Here is a 16,354-nt window from a genome sequence, read left to right on the forward strand (position 1 = left end):
TCTCCAACGATGAACGAGCACTAGTTGACCGTGAGCAGGTAACCACGTCAAGCGATTTCATCGTAATTTACGAATTAATATTGACATGCCTCAGGGACCGGCTGCAAGATCCTCGGCAGAACGAACCACTCAATCGACTGGAGTAGTCATGGCGGGTCTGGCAGCTGATCGGCGGACGTTCCTCAAGGGGCTCGGAGTACTCGGGGCGGCCACCCTGATCCCGGGTTGCGCCACCTCGACCTCGTCACCGGGCTCGGGTTCCAGTACCGGGGCGACCGGCAATCTCTCGCTGCAGTCCAACCTCTCCGCGGAGCAGGCGAAAGCAGCGATGGAGAAGCTGGTCGAGGCGTACAACAAGACCGGCGGCGCCACGGTCAAGCTCAACACCGTCGCGTCGGAGATCTACCGCACCCAGCTCCCGACGTACCTGACCTCGGCCAACCCGCCGGACGTCTACACCTGGTACGCCGGATCGGTCGCGGACTCGTACGCCAAGAAGGACCTGCTGCTCGACATCACCAGCGTCTGGGACACGATGGGCAACTACCCGGAGTCGATGAAGACGCTGTCCACCAGCAGCAACGGGCAGAAGATCTTCGTGCCGACCAGCTACTACTGGTGGGGCATGTTCTACCGCAAGTCGAACTTCGCCAAGTGGGGTGTGACGCCGCCGAAGACCTGGGACGAGTTCATCGCGGTCTGCAAGACGATCCAGTCCAAGGGCATCGCGCCGATCGGCATCGGCCTCGGCGACACCCCGTGGGTCGCGTCGGCCTGGTTCGACTACCTGGACATCCGGATCAACGGCGCGCCGTTCCACCGCGACCTGCTGGCCGGCCGCGGCCGATTCGACGACCCGAAGGTCAAGGCCGTCTTTACCAAGTGGCAGGAGGCGCTGCCGTACTTCGACCCGAAGGGCAAGTCGTTCCCCTTCCAGGAGGCGACTTCCGCGCTGCTCGGCGGCAAGACCGGCATGTTCCTGATCGGTACCTTCTTCGCCGACTCGGCCCCGAAGGACGCGCTGGACGACATCGACTTCTTCCAGTTCCCGATCATCGACCCGGCCGTACCGGTCGCCGAAGAGGCCCCGACCGACGGGTACTTCGCCTCGAAGAAGGCCAAGGACCCCGAAGGTGTGAAGAAGTTCCTCACCTGGCTGGCGACGCCCGAGGCGCAGAACATCTACGTCGAGAGCTCTTCCGGTACGGCGATCCCGGCGAACCCGCTCGGCAAGTCCGCCGACACCGCGCTGGTGAAGAAGGGCAAGGCGATGATCGAGGGCGCGAAGGAGCTGACCCAGTTCTTCAACCGTGACTCGAGCGACGCGCTGCAGCCGACCGCGGACGCCGCGCTGACCAAGTTCCTCGACAAGCCGGACCAGATCGACAAGATCCTCAAGGACTGGCAGGCGGCAGCCGAGAAGGTCTTCAAGGCATGACAGCAACCACCGTGGAACCGGAGTCGCCGCCCAGGGCGCCGGCCGGATCGGGACGTACCGAGCGGCGCCCCTGGCGAGTGTCGCCGTTGATCATGGCGTTCGTCTTCGTCCCGTTCGCGATCGAGGCGGTGTGGGTGTTCTGGCCCGCGCTGCAAGGGTTCTGGTTGTCGTTGACGGACTGGGACGGATTGTCGGCGCCGAAGTTCGTCGGCTTCGGCAACTTCGGGGACATGTTCTCCGACCCGATCTTCAAGACCGCGTTGAAGAACACGGCGATCTGGCTGGTGCTGTTCGGTGGGCTCAGTGTCATCGGTGGGTTCGGCATGGCGATGCTCCTGCAGAAGGAGCGTCGCGGTGTCGGCATCTACCGGGCGGCGCTGTTCACCCCGGTGGTCTTCTCGCTGGTGGTGACCGCGCTGATCTGGCGGGTCTTCTATCAGCCGGACGGCCTGGTTGATTCCGTACTTCGTGGCATCGGCCTGGAGAGCTGGATCCATCCCTGGCTGGCCGATCCGGACACCGCCCTGTACGCCGTAATCCTGCCGGCTCTCTGGCGGCAGATCGGGTACGTCATGGTGCTCTACTTGGCCGGACTGAAGGCTGTCGACCCAGCTCTCTACGAAGCGGCTCGCGTCGATGGCGCGTCGGCCTGGCAGCGGACCCGGTACGTGACGATCCCGCAGCTCAAGGGCGTGAACTCGGTCGTGCTGTCGGTGATCGTGATCGACTCACTTCGATCCTTCGACATCGTCTGGTCGATGACCAAGGGCGGTCCGTACCACTCGTCCGAGCTGCTCAGCACGTACATGTACTCGACCGCGTTCCAGTCCACCCAGCTGGGCTACGCGTCGGCGATCGCCGTGGTGATCTTCATCCTCGCGCTCGCCGTCATCCTCGGCTACCTGATCCGCGCCTTCCGGGAGGAGACATGACGAACCGCTTCAAGACCGGTGGGTACCACGTGGCGATGAGCATCGTCTCGTTCCTGTGGATCGCGCCGATCCTGTGGGTCGTGGTGATCTCGCTGCGCAGCTTCGACGACGTCGCGGCCAATGGGCTCGGGTCGTTGCCGCATTCGTTCACGTTCTCGACGTACAAGTCGGCGTGGGAGGACGCGGACGAGTTCCGGGCGTTGATCAACTCGCTGGCGGTGACGATCCCGGCGGTGATCCTGAGTCTGGGGTTGGCGTCGATCGCGGCGTACGGGCTGGCTCGGTACAACATCCCGTTCCGGCGGACGGTGTTGTTGCTGATGCTGATGGGGAACTTGCTGCCGCCGCAGATCCTGCTGATCCCGATCTCGCGGTTCGTCGAGCTGACTGGGTACTACGACACGTTGTATGCGCTGATCGCGGTGCATGTCGGGTTCGGTCTTGGGTTCTATACGTTCGTGCTGCACGGGTTCATGCGTGATCTGCCGCGTGAGATCCAGGAGGCAGCCACGATCGACGGCGCCGGTCCCGGCAAGATCTACGCCAGCGTCATCCTGCCTCTGACGCGGCCTGCGATGGCGGCTCTTGGCGCTCTGTCCTTTACCTGGATCTTCAATGATCTGCTGTGGTCGATCACGGTGATCCGGTCCGGCGAGAAGATGCCGGTCACACCGGCGCTGCTGGGTCTGCAGGGTCTGTTCGTCTCCTCCTGGAATGTGATTGCCGCAGGCACCGTTATTGCGGCCGTCCCCACCCTTGCGGTCTTCTTGAAGTTCCAGAAGCACTTCGTCTCGGGACTCGCGATCGGAGCCGTCAAGTGACCCAATGGACGCTGCGCGGAGCAACCACCTCGTACGTCGTGGAGGTCCCGTCGCATGGCCAATGGGCCGCCTTGGTTGCCTGGGGCCCGCACGCCGTCGCCAATGGCCCGTCGCTCCTCGCCCCAGTCGGCACCGAACACTTCATCCCCCGATCCGACGTGGAGCCCCTCGAGTACGGGGTGAAGGGCGTCCGGTACACGAGTGCGCCCGAGCTGGTGGTGACAGGCGCTGACGGCTCGGATGAACTCCGTCCGGTCTTCGTCGATGCGGCTCAGGGCGACGACTCGCTTGAGCTCACCTTCGTCGATGACGTGCGGGGGGTGCGCCTGGTGTTGCATTACCGGGTGCCTGCTGGGCTGGATGTTGTGGAGCGGTGGGTGTCGGTGCACAACGATGGGGGCGAGGGGCTGACGCTTCGGCAGCATGCGTCTGCGGGGTTTGTTGTGCCTACCAGCGACGGGACTGTTGTCAGGTACTTGTGGGGTGAGTGGAACAGCGAGTTCCAGCAAGGCTCCGTCGAGTTGCGGCGTGGGCGGTTCAGCATCGACAGCCGGCAGGGGATCACCGGGCATTCGTACTCGCCGTTTCTGGCAGTGGGGGAGCAGAACGGGCCCGCGTGGGGTGTGCAGTTGGCTTGGTCCGGCTCGTGGGAGATGAGTGCGGAGGTCGACACCACCGGGCAGACGCGGATCCAGGCAGGACGGCTGGCGTCGAGTCTCGGGCTGGCGGTCGGGGCTGGGGAGAGCTGGGTTTCACCGGTCGCGGTGGGTGGCTTCAGCAGCGAGGGGTTGGACGGGCTGGCGCGGGTGTTCCATGCGTACCAGCGGTCCTTCTCGCGTGGATTGGCGCAGAAGGTGTTGTACAACTCGTGGTTTGCGACGGAATTCGACGTACGGGCTTCGCATCAGCTCGAGTTGGCGAAGCGGGCGGTCAGGGCCGGGGTCGAGACGTTTGTCGTCGACGATGGGTGGTTTGTCGGGCGGTCGGACGACACGGGCGGGCTGGGGGACTGGGAGGTTGATCCGGTCGCCTTCCCCGATGGGCTTGGGAATTTCATCGCGGACTTGAAGGAGATCGGTCTCGGGTTCGGCTTGTGGGTGGAGCCTGAGTCGGTCAGCCCGTCGTCGGACCTGGCGGCCAAGCATCCCGAGTGGATTCTTCAGACGCCTGGTCGTGAGCCAGTCCTCATCCGCAATCAGTTGCTGCTCGATCTGAGTCGCGACGATGTCGCGGAGTGGATCTGGGAGACGCTCGACCGGCTGCTTTCGTCGTACGAGATCAGTTATCTGAAGTGGGACGCGAACCGGCCCCGGCTCGACGCCGGGGATCAGCGGCGCGATCTCGACGGCAGGGTCGTCGAGAATCTGTACAAGATCCTCGATCGGCTGTGCGCCGAGCACCCGCAGGTCGTCGTCGAAGGGTGCGCCGGCGGTGGTGCGCGGGTCGACCTTGGCATGGCTGCTCGCGTCGACACGCTGTGGCCGAGTGACAACACGGCGCCGCTCGATCGCCTGAGCATCCAGCGCGGGTTCCTGACCGGGTACTCGCCGCACCTGATGAGTTCATGGGTGACGGATGCCGAGGGGACTCATGACGGTCGCGAGCGGTCGCTCGACTTCCGCTTCCATGTTGCGATGGCCGGCGGGCTCGGAATCGGCGCGGATCTGTCGCGCTGGTCCGACGAGCAGTTGGCGACGGCGGCGCGTTGCATCCAGCAGTACAAGGAAATCCGAGATGTGGTTGCTCACGGCAAGGTTTATCAGCTTGCCGAGGGCACTCAGTATGTGGCAGAAGGCCGGAGCATCGTGTTCTTGTGGAACACGGGCGACGGCAACGTCCGCGGCACTCTGCCGACGCGACCCCGTGGGATCCCGCTCGTTCAGCTGGATCCCGACAAGTTCTACCGGGTGGGAACTGAGGTCTACCCGGGCAGCTACCTGCTGCAGGTCGGCGTCCCCTGGGATGACTCGACCGACTCGCAATGCCTGGTCATCACCCCGTCCAACTGAAGGATGAAGACGTGAAACGACTATCCGCCCTGCTCGGCGGCGCCCTCTCGGCGGTCCTGGTGACCGCCGCGGTCGCGACTACCGCAGCAGCCACGACCACTGTCGCCACGACCCAAGCAGCCAGCACGACAACGCCGGTGCTCAGCCCCACGCCGTACATGGGCTGGAACACCTACTACGGCCTCGGTGGTGACTTCACCGAGACGACCATCCGCTCGGTCGCCGACTCCATGGTCAGCCGCGGCCTGAAGAAGGCCGGGTACGACATCGTCTGGCTCGACGGTGGCTGGCAGGCCGACGAGTCGCGCAGCGCGGCGGGCGACCTGGTCCCCAACCCGGCCAAGTTCCCGAACGGGCTCGAGCCGCTCGTCGACTACATCCACAGCAAGGGCCTGAAGGCGGGCATCTACACCGACGCCGGTCCGTACATCCCGGGCAAGTGTGGTCTCGGTAGCGGCGGCTACTACCAGCACGACGCGGACACCTTCGCTGCTTGGGGTTTCGACGCCGTCAAGGTCGACTACCTCTGCGGTATCGCTGCGAACCTCGACCCGAAGACCGTCTTCACCGAGTTCGCCAATGCGCTGCACAACAACGCGAGCCACCGGCCGCTGATCTTCAACCTCTGCAACCCGGTCACATCGCCGGACTGGGGCAACTATCCCGAGTCGCAGCAGTCGATCAACTCCTGGTCGTACGCGCCGGGGATCGCGCAGGCTTGGCGGACGTACACCGATGTCGGCTTCCAGGGTGACATCAAGTTCAAGGACGTCCTGCGCAACTACGACGCGAACGCCCGGCACCCCGAGGTCGTCAAGCCTGGTGCGTTCAGCGACCCGGATTACCTGGCGCCCGAGCTCGGCATGAGTGACGAGGAGTTCCGCACACAGCTGACGCTCTGGTCCGTCGCCGCTGCCCCGCTTGTCGTGGGCAGTGACATCCGCAAGCTCAGCGACACCACGATCGGCATGCTGACCGACCCCGACGTCATCGCGATCAACCAGGACAAGGCGGCCGTACAGGCTGTGCGTGTCGGTGCAGCCGGTACTACGGAAACGTGGGTGAAGCGTCTCGCTGACGGCAGCCGTGCGGTCGTGCTGCTCAACCGCGGCGACAGCGCGAAGACCCTCACCACCACCGCCTCGGCCGTCGGTCTGCAGGGTGGCCGCTTCACGCTGAAGAATGCCTGGACCAACGCGGTCACCGAAAGCGCCGGCACCATCAGCGCCGCCGTACCGGCCCACGGTACTGCGCTGTTCCGGGTCGGCCCGGCGCGTGGCGTGCCCGGCATCCCGCACGTCACGGCCGGCATCCCGCAGGTCACCCAGGTCGGTACGCAGGTGCTCCCTGAGGGCAGCGCTCCGGTTGTTGCCGGTGGCGACGAACTGCGCGCAGAGGTTGCTGTGCGCAACGATGGCATCCTTCCGGTCTTCAAGCCGACCGTTGCGTTGACTGCCCCGGCTGGATGGACTGTCACTCCGGTCAGCAAGGCCCCGGCGCTGTTGGCTCCTGGGCAGAAGATCACCTTGGCCTACAAGGTGAAGCTGCCTGCGACGGCGGCTGCGGGCAACGCGTCGCTGACTGCGACTACGCAGTACGAGGCGCTTGGATACGGCAGCCAGAAGCAGATGACGGTGTCGCCGTTGGTCATCGCGCCGGTGCCGCCGGACGGGGTTGCTGCGCTTTCGCATCACCCGTGGATCGTTGCGACCAGCGGCTGGATGTCGCCGACGGTGGACGAGAGTGTTGGCGGCGGTTCGCCGATCAGCCTGGTCAGCCAGACGTACCCGACCGGCATCGGCGTCGCTTCGCCGTCGCTGGTCCGGTACTACCTCGGCCAGCAGTGCACCAAGTTCACCGCGACCGTCGGGATCGACGACGCGGTGCGGAACGTCGGCCCGGAGGGTGGTACCTCGACCTTCCAGGTGATCGGTGACGGCAAGGTGTTGTTCGACTCCGGTGTCGTCGATCGCGATCACCCGAAGCCGGTCGACGTCGACCTCACCGGCGTACGGGTCCTCGATCTGGTCGTCGGCGACGCCGGCGACGGCGGCTACAACGACCGCGCCGACTGGGCAGCCCCGACGGCTACCTGCTGAACAGTGAGGGGCGGGTCGCGCACGCGACCAGCCCCTTTGCTGGTGAGGCGTGCCTACCGACAGGACATAGTCAGTGGTCCGCCACTTCGCCACGCTCACGGAGGTGCCGGCGGGGCCTGACCGAAGGACTATGTCCTGTCGGTCGGGACGGTGAAGAGGTTGACCAGGTTGCCGTCGGGGTCGCGGAGGAGCAGCGAGCGGTTGCCCCAGGGCATGGTGGTCGGCTGTTGGACGAACTCGAGGTCGCTGAGCCGGTCGTACTCGGCGTCGACGTCCGCGACCTGGAACTCCAGGAACGCCGTGTGGTTGGCGGCGGGGCGGACGACGCCCTCGCCGTACAGCTTGGTGGTCAGGTCGCTGCTGGAGATCGCGAAGGTGCCGGCGCTGGTGCGGAACTCGGCGAACACCGGAGCGGGGCGGCTCGCGGTGAGGCCGGTGATGTGTTCGTAGAAGGCGGTGAGGCGGTCTAGGTCGTCCGTCACGATGCGGACCGAGGCGAAAGTCGTCATGTTGTCGACGGTAGTGCTGATACTGGACAGGATCCGCCCGGTACTCTGACGAATATGACGAGGCCGACCTCGCGGGTGCTGGCGCTGCTGGAGTTGCTCCAGGGCGGCGGTACGCGGCGGGTCGGGGAGCTGGCCGAGCGGTTGGGTGTCGACGAGCGGACGGTACGCCGGTACGCGGAGCATCTCGTCGAGCTGGACATTCCGGTCCGCTCGGTGCGTGGACGTTATGGCGGATATCGGCTCGCGCCCGGGTATCGGATGCCACCGCTGATGCTCACCGACGACGAGGCGGTTGCAGTTGCGATTGGTCTGGTGGTTGGCCGGCGGGCGGGACTGGTACCGGAGTCGCACGCCTCCGAGAGCGCGCTGGCGAAGATGCGCCGGGTGCTTCCGGCGCGGCTGGCCGACCGGCTCGGCGCGTTGCTCGCCACCTCGTCGTTCACTGCTCCGCCACGATCCACCATCGCCGTCGACACCGACATCCTGCTGACCGTCGCCGAGGCTGCCCGGGATCGTCGGGGTGTTGAGATCAGCTATGTCGACCGGCGGGGGAGAAGCAGCATCCGGACGATCGCGCCGGATGGTGTGGTCGGGCATGCTGGGCATTGGTACGTCGCCACCGCTGATCGCACCTTCCGGCTGGACCGGATCTCCGCGGCATCGTTGCTAGAAGCAACCACAATCGGGTCTGCTGTCGTCGATCCGGCGAGCGCCGTGCTGCAGTCACTGGCAACCGCGCCGTGGGCGCACAAGGTCTCGGTACGAGTCCAGGGCTCGGTCGACGACATCCAACGCCACCTCCCCCTCGGCCTCGCCTTGCTCACTCCGCTCGATGCCAACGCGAGCGACGCCGGCCCGGCCGCCGGCTCGGGCGATGGAGGCTCGGGTGGAGTGCGGGTTGAGTTTTGGGCTGAACGGTTGGATTGGGTGCCGGCGTTGCTGGCGGGGCTCGATCTGGCGTTTGTGATCGAGGAACCGGTGGAGTTGCGGCAGCGGGTTGCTGAGTTGGGGGCCCGGCTCGGGGAGTGGGCTGGTGGTTGAGCCTGCTCTACCTCAGATCCGGGTGTTCACCGCGGTGTGATCGCCGGCGGCACTGAATAGCTTGAGCAGGACCGCTCAAGCTCTTCAAGGAGACGACGATGACAAGGACCCTACTGACGGCGATTCTGGGCACGGCGCTGGCGACGACCGCGCTGGCCACCGGCACTTCGGTCGCGCAACCCCGTAGTGAGTTGCAGCGCGATGCCGACGCGATTCGCGCGACGGGCGCGGTCGGCGTACAGGCTCGCGTTTCGACGAAGGCTGGGACGACCACGGCGGTGAGTGGGGTGGCTGATGTGCGGACAGGGGCGCCGGTGCCGGCTGACGGGTTCTTTCGGACTGGCAGCAGTACGAAGACTTTCGTGGCGACGGTGATCCTGCAGTTGGTCGGTGAGCGCAAGGTTTCGCTGGACGACTCGGTGGAGCGGTGGTTGCCGGGTGTTGTCAAAGGCAACGGTAACGACGGTCGCCGGATCACCGTACGCAACCTGTTGCAGCACACCAGCGGCATCCACGACGACATTCCCGGCCCGTCGACGGCGGCGGAGTACTACGCGCATCGGTACGACGTGGTGCGCGGCTCTGAGTTGGTACGGCGCGCGATGACCCACCAGCCCGACTTCCAGCCGGGTGCCGGGTGGAACTACTCCAACACCGGCTATGTCCTGCTCAGCATGATCACCGAGCGGGCGACCGGCCGCGGCTGGTACGACGAAGTACAGGCGAGAATCATCCGCCCGCTGGGCCTGCGCGACACCTACTGGCCGGGCCTCCGCGCGGGCATCCGGTCGCCGCATGCCAAGGGATATCAGGTGTACCCCGGCCAGAACCCCACCGACGTCACCATCGGGCGAGAGGCATACATGGCCGGAGGAGCCGGCGGCTTCATCACCACCACAGCCGACCAAACCAAATTCTTCCAGGCCCTCATCGGTGGACGCCTCCTACGTCCCGCTCAACTGGCCGCGATGCAACGGACGATCCCCGTAGCCGGCCAGCTCGCCGAGATCTGGCCAGGCGCCCGCGACGGACTCGGTCTGTTCTCGCGCCCGTTGAGCTGCGGCGGATTCTACTGGACCCACAACGGCGACATCCTCGGCTACATGACCCGCAACGGCTTCACCACCGACGGCAGATCAGCGGTCGTATCCGTCTCGACCGAGCCCGAGGACTCCTTCGACCACGCCCTCGCCCAAGACAAGGCCGCCGCCAACCTGATCGACCACGCCCTCTGCAGCACCCACTGACCGCGGATGGGCCGCGGCGGCTGTGGTGGGCTCGGACATACAGCGGCGACCTTGAACAAGTTATTCGATGTTCAAACCCACCATTACCTGTTCAAGGTCACCGGTTCCGGCCGAGGAACTGGCCGGACCCCCGGCTGCCTACGCCGGGCTGTGGGGTGGAGGGTTCCTGCTGGCTGGGGGCAGTTGGTCGGTTGGGTCAGGTGTTGTCGGGGGCCGGGGCGCGGCGGATGGCGGCGATTGTCGGTACGGGCTCGTTGGTGAGGAAGTCGAGGACCAGGGTGTTGACCAGGTGCGGTTTTTCCTGGATGAGGAAGTGGGAGGTGCCGGGGACGATGGCGAACTCGGCGTTCGGGATGTTGTCGTACATCTCGACCGCGTGTGCCAGCGTGACCAGGTCGTCGTCCGAGAACATGATCAGGGTGCGGGCGGTGATCACGTTCAGCTCGGAGGCCTGCAGGTCGGGCTCCTTGGCGGCCATCTCGCCGATCTTGGTGGCGACCACCGGGAAGTGGTCCTCGCCGTCGGGGGATACCTCGCCGTACGCCGGGCCGAGGAACTGCGTGATCGCCGGAACGTCCCACTCCATCTCCGGACCCGCCTCGCCGGACTTGTTGAAGCCGCCGCTGATCAGCACGAGCCGCTTCACCAGTTCGGGCCGCTGCATCGCGACGAGCATTGCGGTGAAGGCGCCATCGCTGTGCCCGACCAGATCGGCCGGCTGGCCGACCACAGTCTCCAGGAACGCGATCGTGTCGTCGGCCATGAGCTGGTAGCTGATCGGCCCCTCGACATCCGGCGTATGCCCGTGCCCGCGGCGCTCCGGCGTGTAGACGTGGAAGTGCTCGGCCAGCGCCGGCGTGTTGGCCTCGAAGAACCGGGCATCCACCAGCCCACCGTGCATCAGTACGAGCGGCTCACCCGTGCCCTGCTCGTCGTACCAGGTCTTCACGGCCCCCAGCTGCACGTACTCACCCATAGCGCTCCCCAATCTCCGGTTGCCCGAAAAGCTACCCCACGGACCGGGCCTTGACTCGATCGGTGAGGGGCCGAACACTCACGGTTATGACACGACTCGCCCGCCGCCCAGGACGGGTCTCGCTAGCCGGCATCCTCACCGCCGCTCTGCTCGCGACACCCCTCTTCGCATCCACGACGACTGCCCTGGCAACGCCACAAGCAGATCCCGCACCCAGCCTCATCCCCAAGCCTGTCAGCCAAACCGCGCTCACCGGCCAGACCTTCAACCTGACCTCGTCGAGCGCAATCAACGTCGCCACCGACGCCGCTGAGAGCCAAGCTGCCGGCAAGGTCGCAGAACAGTTCGCCGCCAGACTGCGTGTCTCAACCGGCTACCCGCTGGCGATCCTGCCAGGTGCGGCCACCATCAAACTCTCCACGAACGGCCCAGCCTCACTAGGTGCCGAGGGCTACCAGTTGCGCGCCGACAGCACCGCGCTCAGCGTCACCGCAGCAACCCCAGAAGGCCTGTACCGCGGCCTCACCACCGTCAGGCAACTACTGCCCGCCAAGTCCGAGGCGAGCACGCAACAGGCCGGCCCGTGGACAGTCGCCGGTACGACGATCGACGACTCACCTCGCTACGCCTACCGCGGCACGATGCTCGACGTATCCCGCCACTTCTTCTCCGTGGCCGAGGTGAAGCGCTACATCGACCTCGCCGCGCTCTACAAGCTCAACAAGCTCCACCTGCACCTCTCGGACGACCAGGGCTGGCGCATCCAGGTCGACTCGTGGCCGCGGCTCACGACGTACGGAGGAAGCCTCGAGGTCGGCGGCACGCCAGGAGGCTTCTACAGCAAGGCGGACTTCGCAGAACTAGTCCGGTACGCCGGTGAGCGCTACCTGCAGGTCATCCCCGAGATCGACACCCCCGGCCACACCAATGCGGCGCTGGCGTCCTATGCCCAGCTCAACTGCAACAACGTCGCCCCACCGCTCTACACCGGCACTGACGTCGGCTTCAGCTCCCTCTGCGTCGCGAAGCCGGTCACCTACACATTCCTCGACGACGTCTTCCGTGAGGTGGCCCAGCAGACCCCAGGCGACATCGTCCACCTAGGCGGAGACGAGGCGCACTCCACCCCGCACTCCGACTACCTGACCTTCGTCCCCAAGGCGTCCGCCCTGGTCACCAAGCAGAACAAGCGGGTGATGGGCTGGCAGGAGATCGCCGAAACCACCCTCCCGGCCAACAGCATCGCGCAGTACTGGGGCACCGACGACACCCGCTCCCGCGACCTGGCCCGCAAGGCCGCAGCCCAAGGCGCCAAGGTCGTCCTGTCCCCGGCCAACCGCGCCTACCTGGACATGAAATACAACTCCAGCACGCCGTACGGCCTGTCCTGGGCCGGCTACGTCAGCATCCAGAAGTCCTACAGCTGGAACCCGTCCACCTTGATCCCGAACCTACCCGCCACCGCGGTAGCCGGCGTAGAAGCCCCCATCTGGTCCGAAACCCTCGACAACCTGGACAAGCTCGAATACATGGCCTTCCCCCGCCTACCAGGCATCGCCGAACTCGGCTGGTCCCCCTCGAGCGCCCTCGACTGGACCACCTACAAAACCCGCCTAGGCGCCCAAGGCTCCCGCTGGGACACCCTCAGCATCAACTTCTACCGAGCCCCCGAAATCACCTGGCGCTGAGCAACGCACGAACGGCCCGGACGGCGATCGTCCGGGCCGTTCGTGCGTCTACTTGGAGCGGTGTTGTTGGGCTACTTCCTTCAGGTACAGGGCGCTTTGCTTGGGGATGCGGGCCTGGGTGTCGTAGTCGACGCGGACGATGCCGAAGCGCTTTTCGTAGCCGTAGGCCCATTCGAAGTTGTCTAGGAGGGACCAAGCTAGGTAGCCGCGGATGTCGGCGCCCTGCTGGATCGCGGAGGCGACCGCGGCCAGGTGGGAGGCGAAGTAGGCGGTGCGACCCTCGTCTGCCACGTAGCCGGATTCGTCGGCGGTGTCGTCGAAGGCGGAGCCGTTTTCGGTGATGACGATGGGGACGCCGGGGTAGTCCTTGCTGATCCGGACGAGGAGGTCGGTGAAGCCTTCGGGGACGATTTCCCAGTCCATGGCAGTGCGGGGGCGGTTCAGGGGGAGGGTGCGGGTGATGGGGAGGCCGTCCTCGCCCACCGTTTCGCCGTTTTCGCCGAAGCCGGTGAACTTCTGGCTGAAGTAGTAGTTGATGCCTAGGACGTCGAAGGGGGCCGAGATGGTGGCCAGGTCGCCTTCCTGGATGGGGATTTCCACCCCTTCGGCGGCGAGGTCGGCGATCACGTCGGCGGGGTAGTGGCCGTGGATCAGCGGGTCGAGGTAGAGCCGCGCGCCCATGCCGTCGGCGCGACGGGCTGCCTCGAGGTCCGGCTCCAGGTCGCTTGCCGGGTACGCCGTTGCGGCGTTCAACGTGATGCCGATGTCGAGTTTGCGCGGAGCCGCCTCCCGCATCCGCTCAGTGGCGAGCCCGTGCCCGAGCAGCAGGTGGTGCACAGCGGCAACCGCGGCAGGGTAGTCACGACGCCCGGGTGCGTGGGCGCCATAGGCGTATCCGAGCATCGCCGAGCACCACGGCTCGTTCAGCGTCGTCCAGGTGTCCACCCGATCGCTGAGCGCGTCGAACACCAGCATCGAGTAGTCCGCGAACCGGTACGCCGTATCACGCACCGGCCAGCCGCCCGCGTCCTCGAGCTCCTGCGGCAGATCCCAGTGGTACAGGGTCACCCACGGGTCGATGCTCTGGGCAAGCAGTTCGTCGACGAGCCGGTCGTAGAACGCGATCCCGGCCGGGTTCACCCCACCGCGACCACCCGGCTGCACCCGCGGCCAGGAGACCGAGAACCGGTAGGTGTCCAGCCCGAGCTTCTTGATCAGGGCGACGTCGGCCGGCATCCGGGTGTAGTGCTCACAGGCGACGTCACCGGTGTCGCCGTTGTCGATCGCGCCGGGCACCTTGCAGAAGGTGTCCCAGATCGACGGCGTCCGGCCGTCCACGTCGATGGCGCCCTCGATCTGGTACGCCGAGGTCGCGACGCCCCAACGGAAGCCCGGCGGCAGGCTGTCGATCAGCGCCTGCTCGGCCGCCGGCGCGGTGAACACTGCGGAGGAGGTGGGGACAGCGGTGGTGTTCATAGGCGTATGTACGGCGCCCGCCGGTGGGCGAGCGCCGTACTGGCTCCCTTCGGAAGGTAGTGGTGAGAGATCAGCCGACCGGAACGCGACCGGGCAGCCAGCAGGCCACCTCGCGGTCCGGGTCGTTCCTGGCCTCGGGTACGCCGAGGACGGGGATCTCCGTCGAGCAGCGGTCGAACGCGTGCGGGCACCGCGGGTGGAACGCGCAACCGGTGGGCATACCGCGCAGATCGGGCGGCGACCCGGGGATCCCGGACAGCTCCCGGCGCGGGCCACGCAGCGCCGGGAAGGACTTGAGCAGTCCTTCGCTGTACGGGTGCAGGGAGTCCTTGTAGAGGTCGGCCGACTTCGCCTGCTCGACGATGCGGCCGCCGTACATGATCGCGATCCGGTCGGAGAACTCGACCAGCAGCGACAGGTCGTGGGTGATGAACAGCACCGAGAAGCCGAGCCGCTCGCGCAGTTCGACCAGCTGGGCGAGGATCTGGCGCTGCATGACCACGTCGAGGGCGGTGGTCGGCTCGTCCATGATGACCACCTGCGGCTCGAGCACGAGCGCCATCCCGATCATCACGCGCTGCCGCATACCGCCGGACAGCTGGTGCGGGTAGGCGTCCATCCGGTCCGCGGAGATGCCGACCAGCTTGAGCATCTCCTTGGCCCGGGCCAGCCGCGCCTCGTGGCTGAGCTGCGGTTCGTGCGCGCGGATCACGTCGAGCATCTGGGTGGAGACCTTGTGCACCGGGTTGAGCGAGTTCATCGCGCCCTGGAACACGATCGACGTCTCGGCCCAGCGGAACGCCCGCAGTTCGGAGTTGGTGAGCGACATGACGTCGTACGGCTCACCGCCCGGCGGGTGGTAGATGACCGATCCGCCGCTGATCACGCCGGGCGGCGGGAGCAGCCGGGTGACGCCGTACGCCAGCGTCGACTTGCCACTGCCGCTCTCGCCGGCCAGCCCGAGCACCTCACCGCGGTGCAGGGTCAGCGTGACGTCGCGGACCGCCTGGACGGCCTGGTCGCCGAGACCGTAGTCGACGTTGAAGTTCTTGATCTCCAGAACGGGAGCCTTCATGCCGCACCCTTCGCTTCCTTGGTCTTGCGAACGACCGGGGTGACCGGGGCGTCCTTGCTCTGGGTGTTCAGCACCGGGGTGAAGCCGACCCGCATCTTCACGGTGCGGCCGTCGGTGGTCTTCACCTTGGTGTGGCCGGCGCTGCGCAACCGCGGGCTGACGAACTCGTCGATGCCGAAGTTGATCAGCGACAGCGCCGTACCGAGGATCGCGATCGCGAGACCGGCTGGGACGAACCACCACCACGCGCCCTGGGCCAGCGCCTGCTGGCTCTGCGCCCAGAACAGGATGGTGCCCCAGTTCCACTCCGAGATGGTCGAGATGCCGATGAAGGCCAGGGTGATCTCGGACATGACGGCGAAGATCACGGTACCGACGAAGCCCGACGCGATGATCGCGGTGAGGTTCGGCAGGATCTCGACCGTGATGATCCGCCAGGTGCTCTCACCGGTGGCCCGGGCCGCCTCGACGTAGTCCCGCCGTCGCAGCGAGAGGGTCTGCGCCCGGAGTACCCGGGCTCCCCAGGCCCATGACGTCAAACCGATGACCAAGGCAACCATCAGGTCGCCCGCACCGGGGATGGTCGAGGCGACGATGATGATCAGCGGCAGCGCCGGGATGACCAGGAAGACGTTCGACAGCGCGGACAGGGTCTCGTCCGCGGCGCCGCCGAGGAAGCCGGAGCTGACCCCGATCAGCACCGACAGCGCCGTCGCGATGATGCCGGCCAGCAGGCCGACGAACATGACGCCGCGGGTGCCGACCAGGATCTGGCTGAAGATGTCCTGGCCGAGGTGGGTGGTCCCGAACCAGTGCTTGCCCGACGGGCTCTGGAGGATGTCGCTGCTGCGCTTGGACGGATCGTACGGCGCGATCCACGGGCCGATGATCGCGATCAGGCAGAAGAAGGCGAGCGTGACCAGGCCGGTCGCGGCCTTGCCGTTGGCAACGAACCGCAGCCGCTGACGCTTGGCCGGGGCGGTCGCCGCGGCCGGCCCGCCGGGGGTGACCGCTGTGATGGTGCTGGCTGGTGCGGACATCGG

The 16,354-nt window shown here is 66.4% G+C and carries 13 protein-coding genes; 8 read left to right on the forward strand and 5 right to left on the reverse strand.

Annotated elements, in window-relative coordinates; translation table 11 throughout:
* Nucleotides 1-148 precede the first annotated feature (148 nt).
* From AB0M15_RS34750 to AB0M15_RS34770, 5 genes are read left to right on the forward strand one after another with little or no spacing between them, the layout of a single operon-like run.
* Nucleotides 149-1,438: a substrate-binding domain-containing protein gene (locus tag AB0M15_RS34750; RefSeq protein WP_363828306.1), complete on the forward strand. Its 1,290-nt coding sequence runs from the start codon at nucleotides 149-151 to the stop codon at nucleotides 1,436-1,438.
* Nucleotides 1,435-2,370, forward strand: coding sequence for a sugar ABC transporter permease (locus AB0M15_RS34755; RefSeq protein ID WP_363828309.1), 936 nt, complete (start codon nucleotides 1,435-1,437; stop codon nucleotides 2,368-2,370). The genes AB0M15_RS34750 and AB0M15_RS34755 overlap by 4 nt, the downstream gene beginning before the upstream one ends.
* Nucleotides 2,367-3,191, forward strand: coding sequence for a carbohydrate ABC transporter permease (locus AB0M15_RS34760; RefSeq protein WP_328327524.1), 825 nt, complete (start codon nucleotides 2,367-2,369; stop codon nucleotides 3,189-3,191). The genes AB0M15_RS34755 and AB0M15_RS34760 overlap by 4 nt, the downstream gene beginning before the upstream one ends.
* The gene (locus tag AB0M15_RS34765; RefSeq protein WP_363828314.1) at nucleotides 3,188-5,200 is read left to right on the forward strand and encodes an alpha-galactosidase; all 2,013 of its coding nucleotides are present in this window, start codon (nucleotides 3,188-3,190) and stop codon (nucleotides 5,198-5,200) included. Before AB0M15_RS34760 ends, AB0M15_RS34765 begins: the two co-directional genes overlap by 4 nt.
* Before the next feature lie 11 nt (nucleotides 5,201-5,211).
* Nucleotides 5,212-7,299 carry an NPCBM/NEW2 domain-containing protein gene (locus tag AB0M15_RS34770; RefSeq protein ID WP_363828317.1) on the forward strand — a complete coding sequence of 696 codons (2,088 nt, stop codon included), beginning with the start codon at nucleotides 5,212-5,214 and terminating at the stop codon, nucleotides 7,297-7,299.
* A gap of 128 nt (nucleotides 7,300-7,427) precedes the next feature.
* On the opposite strand, the gene AB0M15_RS34775 is transcribed toward AB0M15_RS34770, so the two are convergent.
* Nucleotides 7,428-7,808, reverse strand: a complete 381-nt coding sequence (locus AB0M15_RS34775) for a VOC family protein (RefSeq protein WP_363828322.1) — start codon at nucleotides 7,806-7,808, stop codon at nucleotides 7,428-7,430.
* A 54-nt stretch (nucleotides 7,809-7,862) separates the two neighbouring features.
* On the opposite strand from AB0M15_RS34775, the gene AB0M15_RS34780 reads away from it, so the two are divergent.
* Nucleotides 7,863-8,849, forward strand: a complete 987-nt coding sequence (locus AB0M15_RS34780) for a WYL domain-containing protein (RefSeq protein WP_363828326.1) — start codon at nucleotides 7,863-7,865, stop codon at nucleotides 8,847-8,849.
* Between the two features lie 98 nt (nucleotides 8,850-8,947).
* Complete coding sequence (locus AB0M15_RS34785; RefSeq protein WP_363828329.1) at nucleotides 8,948-10,096, forward strand: serine hydrolase domain-containing protein; 1,149 nt, start codon at nucleotides 8,948-8,950, stop codon at nucleotides 10,094-10,096.
* Nucleotides 10,097-10,292: 196 nt separating this feature from the next.
* On the opposite strand, the gene AB0M15_RS34790 is transcribed toward AB0M15_RS34785, so the two are convergent.
* On the reverse strand, nucleotides 10,293-11,072 hold the full coding sequence (locus AB0M15_RS34790; RefSeq protein WP_363828332.1) for an alpha/beta hydrolase: 780 nt from the start codon (nucleotides 11,070-11,072) through the stop codon (nucleotides 10,293-10,295).
* Nucleotides 11,073-11,158: 86 nt separating this feature from the next.
* On the opposite strand from AB0M15_RS34790, the gene AB0M15_RS34795 reads away from it, so the two are divergent.
* On the forward strand, nucleotides 11,159-12,760 hold the full coding sequence (locus AB0M15_RS34795) for a beta-N-acetylhexosaminidase (RefSeq protein WP_363828335.1): 1,602 nt from the start codon (nucleotides 11,159-11,161) through the stop codon (nucleotides 12,758-12,760).
* A gap of 48 nt (nucleotides 12,761-12,808) precedes the next feature.
* On the opposite strand, the gene AB0M15_RS34800 is transcribed toward AB0M15_RS34795, so the two are convergent.
* From AB0M15_RS34800 to AB0M15_RS34810, 3 genes are all read right to left on the reverse strand, one after another.
* Entirely contained in the window at nucleotides 12,809-14,236 is a 1,428-nt protein-coding gene (locus AB0M15_RS34800; protein WP_363828338.1) for a GH1 family beta-glucosidase, read from the reverse strand.
* A gap of 70 nt (nucleotides 14,237-14,306) precedes the next feature.
* Nucleotides 14,307-15,311, reverse strand: a complete 1,005-nt coding sequence (locus AB0M15_RS34805) for an ABC transporter ATP-binding protein (RefSeq protein ID WP_363828341.1) — start codon at nucleotides 15,309-15,311, stop codon at nucleotides 14,307-14,309.
* Nucleotides 15,308-16,351 carry an ABC transporter permease gene (locus tag AB0M15_RS34810; RefSeq protein ID WP_363828344.1) on the reverse strand — a complete coding sequence of 348 codons (1,044 nt, stop codon included), beginning with the start codon at nucleotides 16,349-16,351 and terminating at the stop codon, nucleotides 15,308-15,310. Before AB0M15_RS34810 ends, AB0M15_RS34805 begins: the two co-directional genes overlap by 4 nt.
* Nucleotides 16,352-16,354 lie beyond the last annotated feature (3 nt).

The organism is Kribbella sp. NPDC051718 (assembly GCF_040681515.1).
In the GTDB taxonomy this organism is placed as follows: domain Bacteria; phylum Actinomycetota; class Actinomycetes; order Propionibacteriales; family Kribbellaceae; genus Kribbella.

Excerpts from the sequence above, each read along its gene's own strand:
- AB0M15_RS34760 (WP_328327524.1), top strand. The coding sequence starts at position 2,367 with ATGACGAACCGCTTCAAGACCGGTGGGTACCACGTGGCGATGAGCATC.
- AB0M15_RS34780 (WP_363828326.1), top strand. The coding sequence starts at position 7,863 with ATGACGAGGCCGACCTCGCGGGTGCTGGCGCTGCTGGAGTTGCTCCAG.
- AB0M15_RS34755 (WP_363828309.1), top strand. The coding sequence starts at position 1,435 with ATGACAGCAACCACCGTGGAACCGGAGTCGCCGCCCAGGGCGCCGGCC.
- AB0M15_RS34810 (WP_363828344.1), bottom strand. The coding sequence starts at position 16,351 with ATGTCCGCACCAGCCAGCACCATCACAGCGGTCACCCCCGGCGGGCCG.
- AB0M15_RS34790 (WP_363828332.1), bottom strand. The coding sequence starts at position 11,072 with ATGGGTGAGTACGTGCAGCTGGGGGCCGTGAAGACCTGGTACGACGAG.
- AB0M15_RS34800 (WP_363828338.1), bottom strand. The coding sequence starts at position 14,236 with ATGAACACCACCGCTGTCCCCACCTCCTCCGCAGTGTTCACCGCGCCG.
- AB0M15_RS34805 (WP_363828341.1), bottom strand. The coding sequence starts at position 15,311 with ATGAAGGCTCCCGTTCTGGAGATCAAGAACTTCAACGTCGACTACGGT.
- AB0M15_RS34775 (WP_363828322.1), bottom strand. The coding sequence starts at position 7,808 with ATGACGACTTTCGCCTCGGTCCGCATCGTGACGGACGACCTAGACCGC.
- AB0M15_RS34750 (WP_363828306.1), top strand. The coding sequence starts at position 149 with ATGGCGGGTCTGGCAGCTGATCGGCGGACGTTCCTCAAGGGGCTCGGA.
- AB0M15_RS34785 (WP_363828329.1), top strand. The coding sequence starts at position 8,948 with ATGACAAGGACCCTACTGACGGCGATTCTGGGCACGGCGCTGGCGACG.
- AB0M15_RS34795 (WP_363828335.1), top strand. The coding sequence starts at position 11,159 with ATGACACGACTCGCCCGCCGCCCAGGACGGGTCTCGCTAGCCGGCATC.